Source organism: Haloferax gibbonsii ATCC 33959 (assembly GCF_000336775.1).
Classification (GTDB): domain Archaea; phylum Halobacteriota; class Halobacteria; order Halobacteriales; family Haloferacaceae; genus Haloferax; species Haloferax gibbonsii.
The window spans coordinates 630,280-646,449 of record NZ_AOLJ01000011.1 but is presented as its reverse complement, the minus strand read 5'-3'; the positions used below and the strand labels follow the sequence as shown (position 1 = coordinate 646,449).

Below are 16,170 nucleotides of genomic sequence, written 5' to 3'. Positions count from 1 at the left end.
TGCAATTCCCCGCACCTCGCCACAGAATTGGATATTCGTAAAATTCTAATGCCCCGGGACGGTGTGTAGATGTAATGACGTACGAAAACCTCGACGCGAAGCTCATCAACGCACTCCTCGGCGACGGCCGAGCGAGCCTGCGAAGCCTCGCCGAAGAACTCGACGTGTCGGTCACGACCGTCTCGAATCACCTGCGAGATCTCGAAGACGAAGGCGTCATCGAGGGGTACACGCCCCGCGTCAACTACGACGCGCTCGGCTACGACGTAACCGCCGTCATTCAGCTCAAAGTCGAGGGCTCCGCGCTCCCCGACATCACCGAGCGCCTCCGCGCCGAGAAACAGATGATTTCGGTGTACGAGGTCACCGGCGACTACGACATCATCGCCATCGGCAAGTTCCGCGACACCGACGGCATGAACACGCAGATCAAGAAACTGCTCACCGACGCGGACATCCGCGAGTCCAACACCTCGGTCGTGCTCAACTCGGTCACCGAAAACGAGCAGTTCGAACTCGACCTCGACCAGTAACGCCGTCAGACGATTCGCGTTTTCACGTCTCGCATCTCCGACTTACAGTAGGGACACCGATACCTCGTGTCGAAGCCGTCGGGCGTCGTCTTCGTCGTGGTCTCTATCTCGTGGACCGCCACGTCTCGTCCACACTCCCGGCACTGAACCGCTGGCATCGGTTCGTGTTCGTCGACTATTCGAAATAAACCTACTGGGGTCTGTGTATTGTTGTCACACGTCTGTCTATAGACCGAAGGGCACCGCTTCGACTGGAGACTCCGCTGACTCCGGCCGAGACAGACCGGACCCGTCCCCGCGTCTCGGTGCTGATTTCGGCGACTGTTCGAAGGCTACTGTTTCGACTGGAAAACCCGACGACGACGAGCGATTTTCCGGTCGATAAACCGGAGACGAAATGTTGCGAGTTGTCCGCGAGCAGGAAGGCGCGCGGCCGCCCCGGTCAGAACTCGTCTTCGAAGACGAACGTGCCGTTCCGCTGGACGACCTCGCCGTCGACCTCGATGACCGACTCCTCGGACATGTCGACGATCATGTCGACGTGCTCGGCGCTCTCGTTGAGTTCGTTGTCCGCGCCGACCGTCTCGGGGTACGCCGAGCCGACGGCCATGTGGACGGTGTCGCCCATCTTCTCGTCGAACAGCATGTTGTAGGTGAACTGGTCGATGCTGCGGTTCATGCCGATGCCGAGTTCGCCGAGGTAGCGCGCGCCCTCGTCGGTGTCGAACACGCCGTCTAAGACCTCCTCGTTCCCCTCGGCGGAGTAGTCGACGACCTCGCCGTCCTCGAAGCGGACGCGGACGCCGGAGACCTCGCGGCCCTGTCGGTACAGCGGCAGGTCGAAGTAGACCTCACCGTTCACGGAGTCCTTCACGGGCGCGGTGAACACCTCGCCGCCGGGGAGGTTGTGTTCGGCCGTGTCGTTGATGGCCGTGTTGCCGGCGATGCTCATCGTCACGTCGGTCTCGTCGCCCGACTTGATGCGGACCTCGTCGCCGTCGTTGAGGATGTCGACCAACTGCTGTTGGAGTTCGCCCTGCGCGTCCCAGTCGAGGGTGACGGCGTCGTAGACGAAGTTCTCGTAGGCCTCTGTGCTCATGCCCGCGAGCTGGGCGCTCCCCTTCGCGGGGTACTGAGTGAGACACCAGCGCTTCGAGAGCATCTCGCCCTGCACGGGCTTGTACGCCCGCTTGTACGCGGCGTTCGTCTCCGGCGGCACGTCGCTCTGCTCGGTGGCGTTCGTCTCGCCGCGGACGCGGATGATGACGTCCGTCTCCTCGTAGAGCGCCAGCACGTGCTCGGGCGTCTCGTAGTCGTCGTCGCCGGCGCGGAGGAACGCGCGGGTAAAGCGGGGGTTCGCGTCCATCGCGACGACGTTCGCGCCGCGGTCGCCGAGCAGTTCGTGGACGGCCGTGACGAGGTCCTCGGCCACCGAGGGCGCGGAGACGACGACGTTGTCGCCGGCCTCGACGCTCGTGGAGTGGTCGACGATGGTCTGTGCGTGCTCGCGGATGCGCGGGTCCATACCGCGTCGTGTGTGTCCCCGGGGCAAACACCTTTCGAAGCGCAAATATTGCGACCGCGGACGGGGAACGCCACGCGGACCACCGTTTATTTCTCCGTCGGCGCGGTCTCTCCGCGCATGATAGACCTCCGAAGCGACACCGTCACGCTCCCGTCCGACGAGATGCGCGACGCCGCCCGCGACGCCGACGTCGGCGACGACGTGTACGGCGACGACCCGACCGTGAACGAACTCGAAGCGCGCGCCGCCGAGTTGGTCGGCAAGGAGGCCGCGCTGTTCGTGCCCTCGGGGACGATGGGCAACCAAATCGCCGCCCGCGTCCACGCCGACCCCGGTCAGGAGGCGCTCGTGGACGCGAAGGCGCACGTCTACAAGTGGGAGGTTGGCGGCTTCGCCCAACTGTCGGGGCTGCAGGTCCGCGCCTACGACGCCGGCGAGCGCGCCGCGCCGACCCCCGAGCAGGTCCGCGAGCACGCCCGCGAGGAGTCGCTGCACGTCGCCGGCACGGGCGTTCTGTGCCTCGAAAACACCCACAACGCCCGCGGCGGCGTCGCGGTTCCGAAAGCCGACGTCGACGCCGCGGCCGAGGCGGCACACGACCTCGGAATCCCCGTTCACCTCGACGGTGCCCGCGTGTTCAACGCCTGCGTCGCCCTCGACGAGGACCCGACGGCGATGGTCGAGCGCCTGGACACGGTGATGTTCTGTCTCTCGAAGGGGCTCGGCGCGCCCGTCGGCTCGGTGCTCGCCGGTCCGGAGTCGTTCATCGAAGAGGCCCTCCGCGTCAGAAAGCAGTTCGGCGGCGGCATGCGACAGGCCGGGCTCATCGCCGCGCCGGGACTCGTCGCGCTCGACAATATCGACCGCCTCGCCGACGACCACGAGAACGCCCGCGTCCTCGCCGAGGGTCTCGACGCCGTCGCCGGGCTGTCGGTGCCGACGCCCGATACGAACATCGTCGTCGTCGACTCCGAAGACGCGGGGCTGACGGCCGAGGAGTTCGTCGAACTGTGCGAGGGCGTGGATGTCCTCGGCGGGACGTTCGGCGAGTATCACACCCGCTTTACGACGAACCTGAACGTCTCGCGGGAGGACGCGGAGACGGCGGTCGAACTCGTCGCCGACGCGGTCGAGTCGCGGGAGGTCGCCGAGAGCTAGTCCGGGCTACAACTCGGGTTCGATGTAGACGAAGTGGACCCGTTCGTCGGCCGCCTTGAGTTCGGCCTCGATTTCGCTGATGTGGTCGTCTATCTCCTCGGTGTCGAGTTCGGGGTCGAAGCTCACGTCGAGGGCGACGAGGAGTTTCTCGGGGCCGACGTAGCTCGCGCGGAAGCGGTCGATGTGGACGACCCGCGGGTCGTTTTTGACGATGTTGCGAAGGGTCTGTTCTTCGTCCATGGGGACGCTCTCGCCGATGAGGAGGCGCTTGTTCTCCCACGCGAGCGCGATTGCGAAGCCCATGAGCAGTATCCCGATGAGGAGCGCCGCACCGGCGTCGAACAGCTCGTTACCCGTGAGTTCGGTGAGGCCGATGCCGACGAGCGCGAGCATCGCGCCGACGAGGGCGACGGTGTCCTCCGTGAACGCCGTGAGCGTCGTCACGTCGCTCGTCTCCCGGAACGCCTCCACGAGACCGCTCCACTGGTACTCCTCCATCTGCCGGCGGAGTTCGGCGTTCGCCTTCAGGAACGCGTAGCTCTCGAAGGCGATTGCGCCGAGGAGGATGGCGACGTTGACCAACACGGGCTCGATTTCGAAACCGGCTAGGACGAGCGCCTCTCCGCCCCCGCCGTGGCCGGGGTGCATCAGGGCATCGTAGCCGTGCTTGGCCGACTCCCAACCGGCGATACCGAACAGCATCACGGAGACGAGAAACGAGTAGAAGAACTGCGATTTCCCGTGGCCGAAGGGGTGTGACTGGGTCTCGCCGCGTTTGCTGTCGCGGATGCCGATGAGGAGGAACACCTGATTGCCGGTGTCGGAGATGGAGTGATACGTTTCGGAGAGCATGGAGGGACTCCCGGTCGCGAGATAGCCGAGGAACTTGAGAATCGCAATCGCCCCGTTCGCGAAGAGCGCGGCGACGACGACGGACGTACTGCCTGCCATATCGTGGGCCACTCCCCGCGCTCGGATAGACCTACCGACGAGGAACCGGGACACCGCTCGCCGACCGCGGCGGCTCCGACCGGACCGACGCCGCAGCCGGTAGGTTTCAATCCCTCCGGCGCTTACCCCGGCGCATGCTCGTTGTCGTCTCCGACACCCACAGCACGGACGGCCATCGACTGACGAACCGAACCCTCGACGCGGTCCGCGAGGCAGACCTCGTCGTCCACGCGGGCGACTTCATGCGCGAGTCCGTCCTCGACGCGTTCATCGACGAGGCCGACACCTTCCTCGCGGTCTACGGCAACAACGACGGCCCCGAGATTCGCGACCGGATTCCGGTCGCGCGAAACGTCACCTACGGCGGCGTCGAGTTCGCGGTGACGCACACCCGACGCGGCGGGAACACCGCGCTTTCGATGTTCGGCCGCGAGCGCGGGGCCGACGTGGTCATCTTCGGCCACAGCCACCGGCCGGGCTTCGACGGCACCGGGCCGATTCCGCTCCTCAACCCGGGGAGTCACGCGCAACCGCGGGGCAACCGCAAGGCGCACGCGGAACTGGAGGAACTGCCGGACGGCGGGCTCCGCGGGCGACTCGTCACCGTCGACGGCGACACCTTCGAGACGTTCCGTATCGTCCCTGACGAGTAATGCAGTGGGGTCCGGCGGAGGGCCGGAAGAATCAGCGGGAACAGGCCGGGAAGCCTGTTGGGGACAGTCCGAGGCCACGCGAGACGACGGGGTGAGGGGCAGGGGCACGGATGGCAGTCCCGTCGCCGTTGGGGGGCCACGCGCGACCTCGTACTCACTCCTACGGGTGACGGTATCAAATACGCACCGTAAGCTCAAACAACCGTTTTAGTCACGCAGCACGCCCACCGCGACCCACGCGAGAAGCACGGTCAGCCCCCCGAGGAAGAACAGCGTCCCCGGCGAGAGCGACCCGATAGTCTCGGCGAGTCCGCCCGACCCGCTCGTGAGTTGCACCGCGGTCTCCGTGGCCGTCTGTGCGGCCGTCGTGTCCGGAACCACCGTCGGCGTCGGCGTCGCGGTCGCGGTCTCAGCGGCGGTCTGCGTGGCTTCCGTCACCGTCCGCGTCGTCTCGGCTGCGGTCCGGGTCGCCTCCGCGGTCTGCGTCGTCGAATCCGCCGTCGTGGTCGCCTCGGCGATGCTGAACCCGCCGCCGCCGTCAGTCGTCGTCGCGGTCTCTGTCGTCGTCTGCGTCGTCGAGTCCGCCGCGGTCGTCGCGTCGGCCGACTCGGACTGATAGGTCGCGTTGAGGTCGCCGCCCGACCCGCCGCTTTGGCCGGCTTCGGAACCGCCAGCGTCGCTCGAACCGCCAGCGCCGTCCGCACCGCCGGCCGAGGTACCGAAGCCGAACGGGAGCACCGATTCGGTTCGAGCGAGCCGATTTACCACGGCCGCGCCGATGCCGAGGACGCCGACGCCGCCGATGAGGCGCGTGAGCGCGCCTTTCAGCCCCTTCGTCTCGTCCTCGCGCCCGGCGACGACGACGAGCGCCCGGTCCGCGGGGGTGTACACGTTCATCTCGCGTCCCTTCTCGGAGTACCTCGTGTCCGCGACCTCGATGAGCCCCGCTTCCGAGAGGTTCCCGAGGTGGTACTGGACGTTCTGGAGGGACGTGTCGACCTCGGTGGCGAGGTCGGAGGGCGTCGCCGGCGACTCGTGGAGCGACGCGAGGACCGACCGGGCGGTCGACGAGGAGATGGCTCCGAGGAGGTCGTCCGCCTCGTCGCTGTCGAGGCCGATAACCTTGGGGTCTCGGTCGTCCCGGTTGTCGTCCGGGTCGCCCGGGCTGGAGGGGATGAGGTCGGCCATCAAATCGGCGTTACTCGCGTTTTCCCATGAGTGTTCGTATTCTTTCACGACCCGTCGCCGAAATTGCTATACCTCGTGCCCGCCGAACCCATCCACATGACCGACCCTTTGGTCGTAGACGGCCTCGTCGACTTTCTCGCGGGGAATCCCGTGTTCGTCGGGCTGCTCGTCGCGTTGTTGCTCTTCGTCTTCTTCGGGTATCTCCTCGTCCGTCGGACGCTCCTCGGCCTGAGCGAGGGGTACGACGAGGCGCGCCGCCGCTGATGGACGGGACAACAGCCGACGCCGACGACCGCCGAGGTGTCGCCCCGTGGTAGCCGCCGCGACGCTCGCCACGTTCGTCGTCGCCGCCCTTGCCAGCCTGTTCATGGCGTGGGCCATCGGCGCGGGGTCGTCGGGTTCGACGCCCTTTGCGCCCGCGGTCGGAGCCAACGCCATCTCGGTGATGCGCGCGGGCTTCATCGTCGGCCTGCTCGGGTTCGCCGGGGCGTTCCTCCAGGGCGCGAACGTCACCAACGCCGTCGGCACCGAACTCATCGGCGGCGTCACGCTGACCGCGGGGGCCGCGGTCGTCGCGCTCATCACCGCGGCGGTGCTCGTCGCGCTCGGCGTCTTCGCCGGCTACCCAATCGCCACCGCTTTCACCGTCACCGGCGCGGTCGTCGGCGTCGGCCTCGCCATGGGCGGCGACCCCGCGTGGGCGAAGTACCAGCAAATCGTCTCGCTGTGGGTGCTCACCCCCTTCGTCGGCGGCGGGGCGTCGTACGCGACCGCCCGGCTCCTCCGCGCCGACGGCGTCTCCGAGCAGTGGACCGTCCCCGCGCTCGCCGGAATCGTCGGCCTGCTCGTCGCCAACATGGAGTTCGCGGGGCTGGGCGGCGCGGCGGGCTCGGCCTCGGTCGCCCGGGCCGCTGCAGTCGAGGCGACCGGCCTCGTCGGCCTCGGCGAGACGGTCTGGTTCGTCGCCGCCTCCCTCTTCGTCGCGCTCGTCGCGGCCGCGGTCGTCGGTCGCTGGGTGACGACCGACAAGACCCGCGGTCAGCGGCGATTCCTGCTCGTCCTCGGCGGCCTCGTCGCCTTCTCGGCGGGCGGCAGTCAGGTCGGTCTCGCTATCGGGCCGCTCGTTCCCCTGCTGGACGTGGTCGCGGTCCCGCTCCCGGCGCTCCTCGTCGGCGGCGGAGTGGGCCTCCTCGCCGGGTCGTGGACCGGCGCGCCGCGCATGATTAAGGCGCTCGCGCAGGACTACTCCTCGCTCGGGCCGCGGCGCTCCATCGCGGCGATGATTCCCTCGTTCGCCATCGCCCAGACCGCCGTCGCCCTCGGCGTTCCCGTGTCGTTCAACGAGATCATCGTCAGCGCCATCATTGGCTCCGGCTACGCCGCCGGCGGGTCGGGCGTCTCCCGGCGGAAGATGCTGTACACGGTGCTCGCGTGGGTCGGCTCGCTCGCGCTCGCGTTCGGGCTGGGCTACGGCGTCTTTACGCTCGTGTCGAGCGTACTCGGTCTGTGAACGTTCGTGGACTCCGCGTCGCGCTCGCCACCCTCGTTTCTGCCCTCTGGGCCGTCTTCGGCGTCTACCACGTCGCGATGGCGGTCGTGACCGGCATCTCGCTTCGCGGGTTCGCCTTCGGAGCCGTCGGACTCGGCGCGTTCGCGCTGGCGATTCGCTTCCGCGGGCGAGCGCGACGCCTCGGCGACGGCACCGCCGACGCGACCGGATTGGCGTTCCTCGCGCTGGCGTCGCTGGCGCTCGTGGTTCTCTCGTTTACGCTCCTCGGGTGAGTCACGGCGGACGACGGTTCGAAAACGAGTTCAGTCGGAGCGGGGACGAATCGGGTTCAGATGTCGAGACGAACGGGTTCTGTCGGGTCGGACCGGTCAGGTGTCGGGCTCGACTTCCGCTTCCTCGTCGCCGCCGTTCTCGTCGTCGCCGTTGCCGTCGGCGGCTTCGATGCCTGAGTTGGTCCGGATGCGCGCTTTCATGATGCGCGTGTTGTCGACCTGCTCGATGCGGATGACGATGTCGTTGTAGCTGATTTCCTCGCCTTCCTCGACGAGACGACCGGCGCGGTTGAAGATGAAGCCGGCGAGCGTCTCGAACTCCTCGCCCTCGGGGAGTTCGATGTCGAGCATCTCGTTGACCTCGTCGATGTTGACCTCGCCGCGGACGAGGTAGGTGTTCTCGTCGACCGCCTCGAAGGGCTCTTCCTCGTCGCCTTCGAGGATGTCGCCGACGATTTCCTCGACCATGTCTTCGAGGGTGATGAGCCCCTCCGTGGTCCCGAACTCGTCGATGACGACGACCATCTGCATCCGGGTGTCCTGCATCTCGGCCATGAGTTCGTCGACGTTCTTCGACTCGGGGACGTGGAGCGTCGGCGAGACGATGTCGGCGATGCCGACGCCGCGTTCGCCGTAGTACTTCTCGCGGACGAGGTTCCGGATGTTGACGATGCCGATGATGTTGTCGAGGTTACCGTCGTACACGGGGACTCGCTCGTGGTCGGCCTGCACGCACGTCTCGATGGCCTCGTCGATGGTCGCGTCCTTGGGGACGGCGGTCATGTCGAGGCGCGGGGTCATGACCTCCTTCGCGATAGTCGAATTGAACCGGAAGATGCGGTCGAGCATCTCGCGTTCTTCCTCCTCGATGACGCCCTCGCGCTCGCCCGTCTCGATGAGGTTCTGAATCTCGTCGCGGGTGACGTAGGTCGTCTCGATGGCGGTCTGACCGCCGGTGACCTTGTTGATGACGCGGGTCAGGTAGTCGAAGAAGACGACGAGCGGGAGCAACAGCAGCTCGGCGTATTTCAGGGGCCGCGCGATGCGGAGGGACCACGACTCGGTGTTTTCGACCGCGTAGGACTTCGGCGCGCTCTCGCCGAACAGCAGGACGATCGCCGTAATCCCGAACGTCGCGATTGCGACCGCCTCTCCCTGTTGGAAGCCGACGAAGACGAGCAGCCCGGTCGATATCGAGGACATCGCGATGTTCGCGATGTTGTTTCCGACCAGAATGGTCACGAGAAGCCGGTGCGGGTCTTCCTTGAGCGCTTTCACCCGCTCTGCGCCCGGCACACCGTCTTCGACCATCGAGTCGACGCGGTGTTTTGCGAGCGAGAACATCGCGATCTCGGACGAGGAGAAGAACGCCGAGAGGCCGATCAGGACGATGATTCCGATCACACCGAGGACCGTTATCGTCGTGTCGTCCAGCGGAATGTTCGAGACCTGTGCGGCCGCGAGTGTCGTGGCTGGTGGTAACTGTAGCGGCGGCAAACCCATGTAACTACACTGTCTTGCGCGGGACCGGAATTAAGAGTTGCCCTCGAACCCCTCTCGGTCGGCGTCTCGTCCGCCCTCGCTGGTCCGGTCGGCGAACCGACGCCGAACCGATATTGCGGCGCGGATGCCCGCGAGCGAAGGGCTTAGGCGACGCTCTTCCCAACAGCCGCCCATGGCAGACGAGCAACCGGCGATTACGCTGTACCGACTGCAGGCGTGCCCGTACTGCGAGCGGGTCGTCCGCACGCTCGACGACCAGGGCCTCGCCTACCAGTCGCGGTTCGTCGAGCCGATGCACTCCGACCGGAACGTCGTCAAGCGCGTCTCGGGCAAGCGCTCGGTTCCGGCCATCGTGGACGACAACACCGGCGTCACGATGTCCGAGTCGGCGAACATCGTCGAGTACCTCGAAAACACCTACGGGGAGGGAGCCTGATGGTCGACTTCGACGTCGTCGACCTCCCCGACCACGACGCGCCGGCGACGGGCGACACCGCTCCGGACTTCACCCGTCCGCTCGTCAACGACGAGTTCTGGGCGGACGCGTCCCTCTCGGACCTCACCGACGACGGCCCCGTCCTCCTCGTGTTCCACACGATGGCGGGCGCGTTCCCGGCGACGTACGTCTGGAACGAACTCCGCGACCGCGGCGTCCCGGCGGACGTGCAGGCGGTCGGCGTCTCAATCTCGTCGCCCTACGAGCACAAGGCGTTCCTCGAAGAACGCGACGTGGACGCCCGACTGTTCTCTGACCCCGCGGCCGACGTCGCGGCCGACTACGACCTCGAACACGACCTCGACGGGATGGCCGGCGTCACCGAACACCGCCCCGCCGTGTTCCTCCTCGACGAGGAGCGGACGGTCCAGTACCGCTGGGTCGCCGACGAGTGGCCGGACTTCCCGGACTACGAGGAACTCGCTGACGCGCTCGCCGGCCTGTAAGTCGCCCCCGCCGCTCGGAGCGACGCACGCGGGCCGAGCCCTCGGCTCCGTCCGTGCCGACCCGCGTCTCCGCCCCGCACGGAATCGCCGTTTCGTCACGCTTTTTCGCCCGTTGCGCGTCCGTTCGTCCATGAGCGACGACGACGTACAGCGTGCCGCCGACGCCATCCGCCGCGGCGAGGCGGTCGTCTATCCGACCGAGACAGTCTACGGCATGGGCGCGGACGCGACGAACGCCGACGCGGTCGAACGCGTCTTCGACATCAAGGGCCGCGACCGAGACAAACCGCTTTCCGCCGGCTTCCCCGACGTGGACGCCGCGCTGGAGCACGTCGTCGCCGACGAGCGCGAGGAGGCGTTCATGCGCCGGTTCCTCCCCGGGCCGGTGACGGTCGTCGTGGAGCGACGCGACAGTCTGCCGGACGCGCTCGTCGCCGGGAAAGAGCGCGTCGGCGTCCGCGTTCCCGACCACGAACTCGCCTTGGACCTCTTCCGCGCGGCCGGGACGCCCGTCACGGCGACCAGCGCCAACCGCTCCGGAACCGGGAGCATCACGCACCCCTCGCAGCTCTCCGACGAGATTCGGGAGGCGGTCGCCGTCGTCCTCGACGGCGGGACGACGCCCGGCACCGAGAGCACCGTCGTCGACCCCGGCCGCGGCGTCGTCCACCGCCGCGGCGCGATGGCCGACGACATCGAGGCGTGGCTCGACGAGCACGACAGCGACGCGTAGCGGGCGGCGTCGGTCGCCGTCCCGCCGCCGGCGACGTGGCCCCCCCTCACCGACCGAGCAGCGACGCCAACGACCACGTTTTCACGCCGCACCGCTCCCGGTAGGCGCACGACTCGCACTTCGCGGAGTCCCGCAACCGCGACGGGACGAAGTCGAGGTCGCGGGCGACGCGGAGCGCCCGGCGGTAGGCCGCCTTGTTCCCCGTGGTGAGTCTGACCGTTCGCACGACGCCGACCGCCGGATACTCGACCAGCGCCCGCGGTATCGACGCCTCGCGCTCCCACGCGAGCGCCTTCGCCAGCGCGACGGCCCGGACGCGCTGGGGTTCCCAGACGCCGCGCTCGGGCGGTTCGCCCGGCGAGACGAGCGATGGAACCGTCGGTTGGTCGTGGTCGCCGTCGCCGGGCGACCGAACGAGTTTGTGCGCGACGCCGCGGCAGTCCTTCCCCGCGAGGAGCGCGTCGCGGGCGACGGGGTCGGTGAGCGCGCCCCAGTCGTCGCGCTCGCGGAGTCGAGCGAGGTTCTCGCGGTACGCCGCCGGCGACACCGAAATCGGGCGCGCCGCGAGTTCGTCGTCGGGAGCGTCGAGCAGGTCGGGGTACGCGAAGGCGAGCGCGCGAACTTCGCGGACCGCGGGCGGCGGCGCTCGGTCGTCGTCGCGGCGGGCGTAGTAGAGCTGTCGCGGACAGTACGCGGCGCGGGCGAGGTCGGACGCGGCGACGAGGGAGGACACGGGTCGGGCTGGCTCCGTTATCAGATAAGAAGGTTCGCGCGAGCGCGTCGCAGCGGCGGCGGGGTCGAACACCCGCACGCGTCGTCCGGCTCGCCGCCGTGCGTGAATTAATACGGCCGCGCCCCTTGGCATACTGACATGGCATCGACCGCCGCCGGCTCGTGGCTCCGGATGACGCGTCCCGAACTCGCCGTGTTCGTCTCCGGGGTCACGAGCATGGGCTTGGAGATTCTCGCCGGTCGGATGGTCGCCCCCGAGTTCGGCAGCAGCATCTACACGTGGGGGAGCATCATCGGCGTCTTCCTCGCGGCGCTGAGTCTCGGCTATCACCGCGGCGGGCAGCGGGCCGCGGAGGCCTCGAACGGCGCGCTCGTCCGCGTCTTCATCGGTACCGCGGCCTACATCGCGGGCGTCATCCTCCTCGGCGACCTGTTCATCCAGTCGACGACGAGCCTCCCCCTCCCGAGCCGATTCGCGTCGCTCCCGGCGATTACGCTCCTGTTCGGGCCGCCGACCTACTTCCTCGGCTTCATCAGCCCTTACGCGGCCGAACTCTCGGGGCGGTCCGACGTGGGCGCGGCGTCGGGCCACGTCTACGCCGTCGGCACCGTCGGCAGCATCATCGGCGCGTTCGCCACCACGTACTTCCTCATCCCCTCTCTGAGCGTCACCAACATCGGGCTCGTTTTCGGACTCGTCTCGGTCGTGACGGCGCTCGCGCTCGCCCGGCCAAACATCGGCCGCGACGAGGCGGTCTGGAGCGTCGGTATCGCCGCCGTCCTCGTCCTCGCGTCGCTGACCGGCGGCATCGGCCTCGACTCCCGCGGCACGACCGTCTACCACACCCAGACCGCCTATCAGGAGCTCCGCGTCGCTGATTCGGGCGGGACGCGGACGCTCTACCTCGACGGCCAGCCCCACAGCGCGATGGACCTCGACGACCCGACGCGGCACGTCTTCGACTACACCTCGTACTTCCACGTCCCCTTCCTCCTCTCGGACGACATCGACCGCGTGTTGTTCGTCGGCGGCGGCGGGTTCACCGGCCCGCGCGTGTTCTTGGAGCAGTACCCGAACGTGACGGTCGACGTGGTCGAACTCGACCCCGAGGTCGTCTCCGTCGCCGAGGAGTACTTCGGCGTCGAGGAGTCGCCGCGGCTCAACGTCCACACGATGGACGGCCGGCAGTACCTCCGGGAGACGAACCGGACGTACGACCTCATCGTCCTCGACGCCTACCGGAAGGACAAGGTCCCGTTCCAGCTGACGACCCGGGAGTTCATGCAGCTCACCGCGGACCGCCTCGACGAGGACGGCGTCCTGTTCGCCAACGTCATCTCCGCGCCGAGCGGCCCGGCTTCGCAGTTCTACCGCGCGGAGTACAAGACGATGCGGTCGGTCTACCCGCGGGTGTACAGCTTCCCCACCGCGGGGAGCGTCGTCGTCCAGAACATCGAGGTCGTGGCGACGAAAGACGGGACGCTCGTGACGGCCGAGGAGCTACAGGCGCGCAACCAGCGCCGCGACATCGGCATCGACCTCGCGGCCGAACTCACGTCCTACCGGAACGACGAACCAACCGGCGACGTGCCGCTTCTCACCGACGACCGCGCGCCCGTCGACAGCCTCTTGGACCCGATGGTCGGCCAACGCTACGTCGTCCAGCGGACGAACGAGACCGAACAACGCGAGGCCGACAGGAACGCAACCACTCGGAGCGCGGTCACCGGTGCGGCCGTGAGGGCGGCGTAGCCGATGGTTCACGACAGAATCCACGCGAGGGAACCGACCCACGACCGCGACCGCTGGACCGAGGGCGTCGTCGAGTCGGTCGCCGAACGCGACGGTCACTGGGTGGTCCGCGCGCGCCCGGCCGAGAACGGACGCGAGGGAGACGATTCAGTCGAACTGGTCGTCACTCTCGCGGTCCGCGACCTGTTTCTCAGCCGGCTCGACATCGACGCCGGCGAGTCGCCCGTCGGCTGTCGGTTCTGGTACCGAAAGAAGCGGCGGTGACTCCGCGAGCGCGACCGCAAACTCGACCCGACGACCCGAAAACGGGTCGGCCGGGGGTCGATGCCGGTTAGTTCGTCGTTTCGAGGGCTTTTTGATACATACGCGGGCCGGCGACGGCGGCCGTTCCGAGCACCATGAGCGAGGCACCGACGCCGAGGCGCTGCCCCGGGGCGACCGCGGACGCGACCACGCCGGTCACGACCGCGAGACCGGCGAGGAACATGACCCCGCCGAGGACATCGAGCGGCTGGATTGACATCTCTGTCGAGAGATTCCTCGCTCGTCTCAAAAGTCTTCTCGCCGTCGTCCCGCGGTTCTCCGCCCGGATTTGAACCGTGCCGAGACCTCACTCCGTTCGGTCTCGTCGGGTTCAAATCCGAGGGTTGTCACTCTTTGGCTCATCACGTTGTTCTTCGCACAAAGAGTGGGACCGCCCGGATTTGAACCGGGGTCACGGGCACCCAAGGCCCGAAGTATACCAGGCTAACCCACGGTCCCGCACATACGACTCTCCCCGTCGCGGAGTAAAGGGTTTCGTTCCGCCCCGTCAGGTCAGGGGGAAGAAGTACGCGACGCCGAGCGTCGTCACGACCCCGAGAAGCAACTGTAGCGGGCCGCCGACGCGGATGTAGTCCGTGAACTTGTAGCCGCCGGGGCCGTAGACGAACAGGTTCGTCTGGTAGCCGACGGGAGTCATGAAGGCCGTCGACGCCGCGAACATGACCGCGAGGACGAACGAGAACGGGTCGGCTCCGAGGGTCGTCGCGGCCTCGATGGCGACCGGAATCATGAGCACGACGCTCGCGTTGTTCGAGATGACGTTCGTCAGGAGCGCCGTCACGAAGTAGAACACGCCGAGGACCGCGATAAGGGGGAGGTAGTCGCCGGTCATCACGACCAGTTCGGCGAGGAGTTCGGCGGCCCCGGAGTTCTCCATCGCGATGCCGAGCGGGATGACGCCCGCGAGGAGGAAGATGACGTCCCACTGAACGGCGTCGTACAACTCGGTCGGCCGGAGACACTTCGTGGCGACCATGGCGAGCGCGCCGAGGAGCGCGGCGACGACGATGGGGAGAAAGTCGAGCGCCGCGAGCGCGACGACGCCGGCGACGATGCCGACGGCGACCGGAATCTTCGATTCGCGGTAGTCGTGGCGCTCGATCTCCTGGGCGACGATGAAGTTGCGGTTGTTGTCGAGGCGCTCGATGCTCTCGACGGTCGCCTGCACGAGTAGCGTGTCGCCGACGCGGAGCGGGAGGTTGTCCATCCGCCGGCGGATGAGTTCGCCGCCGCGGCGGAGCGCGAGTACGGTCGCGTCGTACCGCTGTCTGAAACTCGCCGAGGCGAGCGACTCGCCGACCAGGGCCGACCCCGGTGCGACGACGACCTCGACGAGGTTCTGGCCGCGGTCGGCGAGTTCGAGCTCGTCTTCGGTGACGGTCGCCGGCACGAGGTCGAGTCCCTCCACGTCGAGCAGTTCGACGAGCGTGTTGCGGTCGGTCCGGAGGGTGAACACGTCGCCCGGTTGAATCTCCTTCGGGCCGAGCGGTTCGAGGAAGACGCTCTCGCCGCGGATGAGCTGGAGGAGGTCCACGTCGAACTCGGTCTCGACGAGCGCCCGCTGGACCTGCTGGCCGACGAGCGGGGAGTCCTCGCGGACGACGACCTCGGTCAGGTACTCCGCCATCTCGAACTCCTCTGTCAGGTCGCGTCGGGGCTCGATTCGCGCCGGCGTGAGCCGCCGGCCGATTGTCATGAGGTAGATGACGCCGACGACCATGACCACCGCGCCGAGCGCGGTGAACTCGAACATCGTGAAGGGCGCTTCGCCCGTGATGCGCGAGTAGACGTCGCTGGCGAGGATGTTGGTCGAGGTCCCGATGAGCGTCAGCATGCCGCCGAACATCGACGCGTACGACAGCGGTAAGAGGAGCTTCGAGGGCGAGGTCCGCCCGCGCTCTGCGAGGTCGGTCACCATCGGCAACAGGATGGCGACCGCGGCGGTGTTGTTGATGAACCCGGAGATGGGGCCGACGACGCCGACGGTAGCACCGAGTTGTCGGAGTTCGCTGTCGCCGGTGAACGTCGATATCTTCGCGCCCAGGAGCTGGATGATGCCGGTCCGCTGGACGCCCTCGCTGAGGATGAACATCGCGAGGACGGTCAGCGTCGCCGTGTTGGCGAACCCCGAGAGGGCGTCGCCGGGGTAGGACTCGAAGAGAACGATGGGCGCGCCGAGCATCCCCGCCGAGGCGAGCGCCTCCGAGGCGGGTTGAATCAGCATCAACGACACCATCACGCCGATTGCCGTCACGTCGACCGGCACGGGTTCGGTCGCGAAAAACGCCAGCGCGACGAGGATGACCGCGAAGACGACGAGGATGTCCGGCGTTATCGCTACCACGCGGTCACCGACGCGTCGGCGGCCAAAAAGCGTGCGGGATTCGGAATAT

Annotated in this window: 19 protein-coding genes and 1 tRNA gene; 11 read left to right on the top strand and 9 right to left on the bottom strand. The window is 67.6% G+C overall.

Going from position 1 to position 16,170, the window contains the following annotated elements; genetic code table 11:
* Positions 1-74: 74 nt before the first annotated feature.
* Complete coding sequence (gene lrp / locus C454_RS06140; protein WP_004973746.1) at positions 75-533, top strand: HTH-type transcriptional regulator Lrp; 459 nt, start codon at positions 75-77, stop codon at positions 531-533.
* A 5-nt stretch (positions 534-538) separates the two neighbouring features.
* Here the strand turns inward: lrp and C454_RS20690 are convergent, their stop codons facing one another.
* Positions 539-691, bottom strand: a complete 153-nt coding sequence (locus C454_RS20690) for a hypothetical protein (protein WP_004045356.1) — start codon at positions 689-691, stop codon at positions 539-541.
* 284 nt (positions 692-975) lie between these two features.
* On the bottom strand, positions 976-2,058 hold the full coding sequence (locus C454_RS06135; protein WP_004973742.1) for an aminopeptidase: 1,083 nt from the start codon (positions 2,056-2,058) through the stop codon (positions 976-978).
* A 117-nt stretch (positions 2,059-2,175) separates the two neighbouring features.
* Between C454_RS06135 and C454_RS06130 the strand changes: the two genes are divergently transcribed.
* Positions 2,176-3,216, top strand: a complete 1,041-nt coding sequence (locus C454_RS06130; RefSeq protein ID WP_049904992.1) for a threonine aldolase family protein — start codon at positions 2,176-2,178, stop codon at positions 3,214-3,216.
* Between the two features lie 6 nt (positions 3,217-3,222).
* On the opposite strand, the gene C454_RS06125 is transcribed toward C454_RS06130, so the two are convergent.
* Positions 3,223-4,167 (bottom strand): cation diffusion facilitator family transporter, encoded by a 945-nt coding sequence (locus tag C454_RS06125; protein WP_004973738.1) that lies wholly within the window; start codon positions 4,165-4,167, stop codon positions 3,223-3,225.
* Positions 4,168-4,301: 134 nt separating this feature from the next.
* On the opposite strand from C454_RS06125, the gene C454_RS06120 reads away from it, so the two are divergent.
* A complete protein-coding gene (locus C454_RS06120) occupies positions 4,302-4,820 on the top strand; it encodes a metallophosphoesterase (protein ID WP_004973736.1) in 519 nt (172 codons plus the stop codon).
* Between the two features lie 207 nt (positions 4,821-5,027).
* Here the strand turns inward: C454_RS06120 and C454_RS06115 are convergent, their stop codons facing one another.
* Positions 5,028-6,008, bottom strand: a complete 981-nt coding sequence (locus C454_RS06115) for an ArsR/SmtB family transcription factor (RefSeq protein ID WP_004973734.1) — start codon at positions 6,006-6,008, stop codon at positions 5,028-5,030.
* A gap of 96 nt (positions 6,009-6,104) precedes the next feature.
* Between C454_RS06115 and C454_RS20685 the strand changes: the two genes are divergently transcribed.
* The 3 genes from C454_RS20685 to C454_RS06100 are packed head-to-tail and all read left to right on the top strand — an operon-like array spanning position 6,105 to position 7,790.
* Entirely contained in the window at positions 6,105-6,272 is a 168-nt protein-coding gene (locus C454_RS20685; protein ID WP_167321013.1) for a DUF7859 family protein, read from the top strand.
* 46 nt (positions 6,273-6,318) lie between these two features.
* Positions 6,319-7,518: an inorganic phosphate transporter gene (locus C454_RS06105; protein WP_004973730.1), complete on the top strand. Its 1,200-nt coding sequence runs from the start codon at positions 6,319-6,321 to the stop codon at positions 7,516-7,518.
* Positions 7,515-7,790: a hypothetical protein gene (locus tag C454_RS06100; RefSeq protein WP_004973728.1), complete on the top strand. Its 276-nt coding sequence runs from the start codon at positions 7,515-7,517 to the stop codon at positions 7,788-7,790. The genes C454_RS06105 and C454_RS06100 overlap by 4 nt, the downstream gene beginning before the upstream one ends.
* A gap of 96 nt (positions 7,791-7,886) precedes the next feature.
* Here the strand turns inward: C454_RS06100 and C454_RS06095 are convergent, their stop codons facing one another.
* On the bottom strand, positions 7,887-9,293 hold the full coding sequence (locus tag C454_RS06095; RefSeq protein ID WP_049904991.1) for a hemolysin family protein: 1,407 nt from the start codon (positions 9,291-9,293) through the stop codon (positions 7,887-7,889).
* A gap of 172 nt (positions 9,294-9,465) precedes the next feature.
* Between C454_RS06095 and C454_RS06090 the strand changes: the two genes are divergently transcribed.
* From C454_RS06090 to C454_RS06080, 3 genes are all read left to right on the top strand, one after another.
* On the top strand, positions 9,466-9,729 hold the full coding sequence (locus tag C454_RS06090) for a glutaredoxin family protein (protein WP_004973724.1): 264 nt from the start codon (positions 9,466-9,468) through the stop codon (positions 9,727-9,729).
* On the top strand, positions 9,729-10,235 hold the full coding sequence (locus C454_RS06085; RefSeq protein WP_004973723.1) for a redoxin domain-containing protein: 507 nt from the start codon (positions 9,729-9,731) through the stop codon (positions 10,233-10,235). Before C454_RS06090 ends, C454_RS06085 begins: the two co-directional genes overlap by 1 nt.
* A gap of 130 nt (positions 10,236-10,365) precedes the next feature.
* On the top strand, positions 10,366-10,968 hold the full coding sequence (locus tag C454_RS06080; RefSeq protein ID WP_004973721.1) for an L-threonylcarbamoyladenylate synthase: 603 nt from the start codon (positions 10,366-10,368) through the stop codon (positions 10,966-10,968).
* Between the two features lie 46 nt (positions 10,969-11,014).
* On the opposite strand, the gene C454_RS06075 is transcribed toward C454_RS06080, so the two are convergent.
* On the bottom strand, positions 11,015-11,701 hold the full coding sequence (locus C454_RS06075; protein ID WP_004973718.1) for a CRISPR-associated protein Cas4: 687 nt from the start codon (positions 11,699-11,701) through the stop codon (positions 11,015-11,017).
* A gap of 138 nt (positions 11,702-11,839) precedes the next feature.
* Here C454_RS06075 and C454_RS06070 point away from each other — a divergent pair, with 138 nt between their 5' ends.
* Together C454_RS06070 and C454_RS06065 are read left to right on the top strand one after the other, a co-directional pair.
* Positions 11,840-13,453, top strand: a complete 1,614-nt coding sequence (locus tag C454_RS06070) for a spermidine synthase (protein ID WP_004973716.1) — start codon at positions 11,840-11,842, stop codon at positions 13,451-13,453.
* Between the two features lie 3 nt (positions 13,454-13,456).
* Positions 13,457-13,717 (top strand): DUF7861 family protein, encoded by a 261-nt coding sequence (locus tag C454_RS06065; RefSeq protein ID WP_004973705.1) that lies wholly within the window; start codon positions 13,457-13,459, stop codon positions 13,715-13,717.
* A 67-nt stretch (positions 13,718-13,784) separates the two neighbouring features.
* On the opposite strand, the gene C454_RS06060 is transcribed toward C454_RS06065, so the two are convergent.
* The 3 genes from C454_RS06060 to C454_RS06050 all read right to left on the bottom strand — a co-directional run bounded on the left by C454_RS06060 (position 13,785) and on the right by C454_RS06050 (position 16,121).
* Entirely contained in the window at positions 13,785-13,976 is a 192-nt protein-coding gene (locus C454_RS06060) for a hypothetical protein (protein WP_004973703.1), read from the bottom strand.
* 166 nt (positions 13,977-14,142) lie between these two features.
* Positions 14,143-14,215: transfer RNA gene (locus tag C454_RS06055), tRNA-Pro, on the bottom strand.
* Between the two features lie 49 nt (positions 14,216-14,264).
* Positions 14,265-16,121 carry an SLC13 family permease gene (locus C454_RS06050; RefSeq protein WP_004973701.1) on the bottom strand — a complete coding sequence of 619 codons (1,857 nt, stop codon included), beginning with the start codon at positions 16,119-16,121 and terminating at the stop codon, positions 14,265-14,267.
* Between the last annotated feature and the right edge of the window lie 49 nt (positions 16,122-16,170).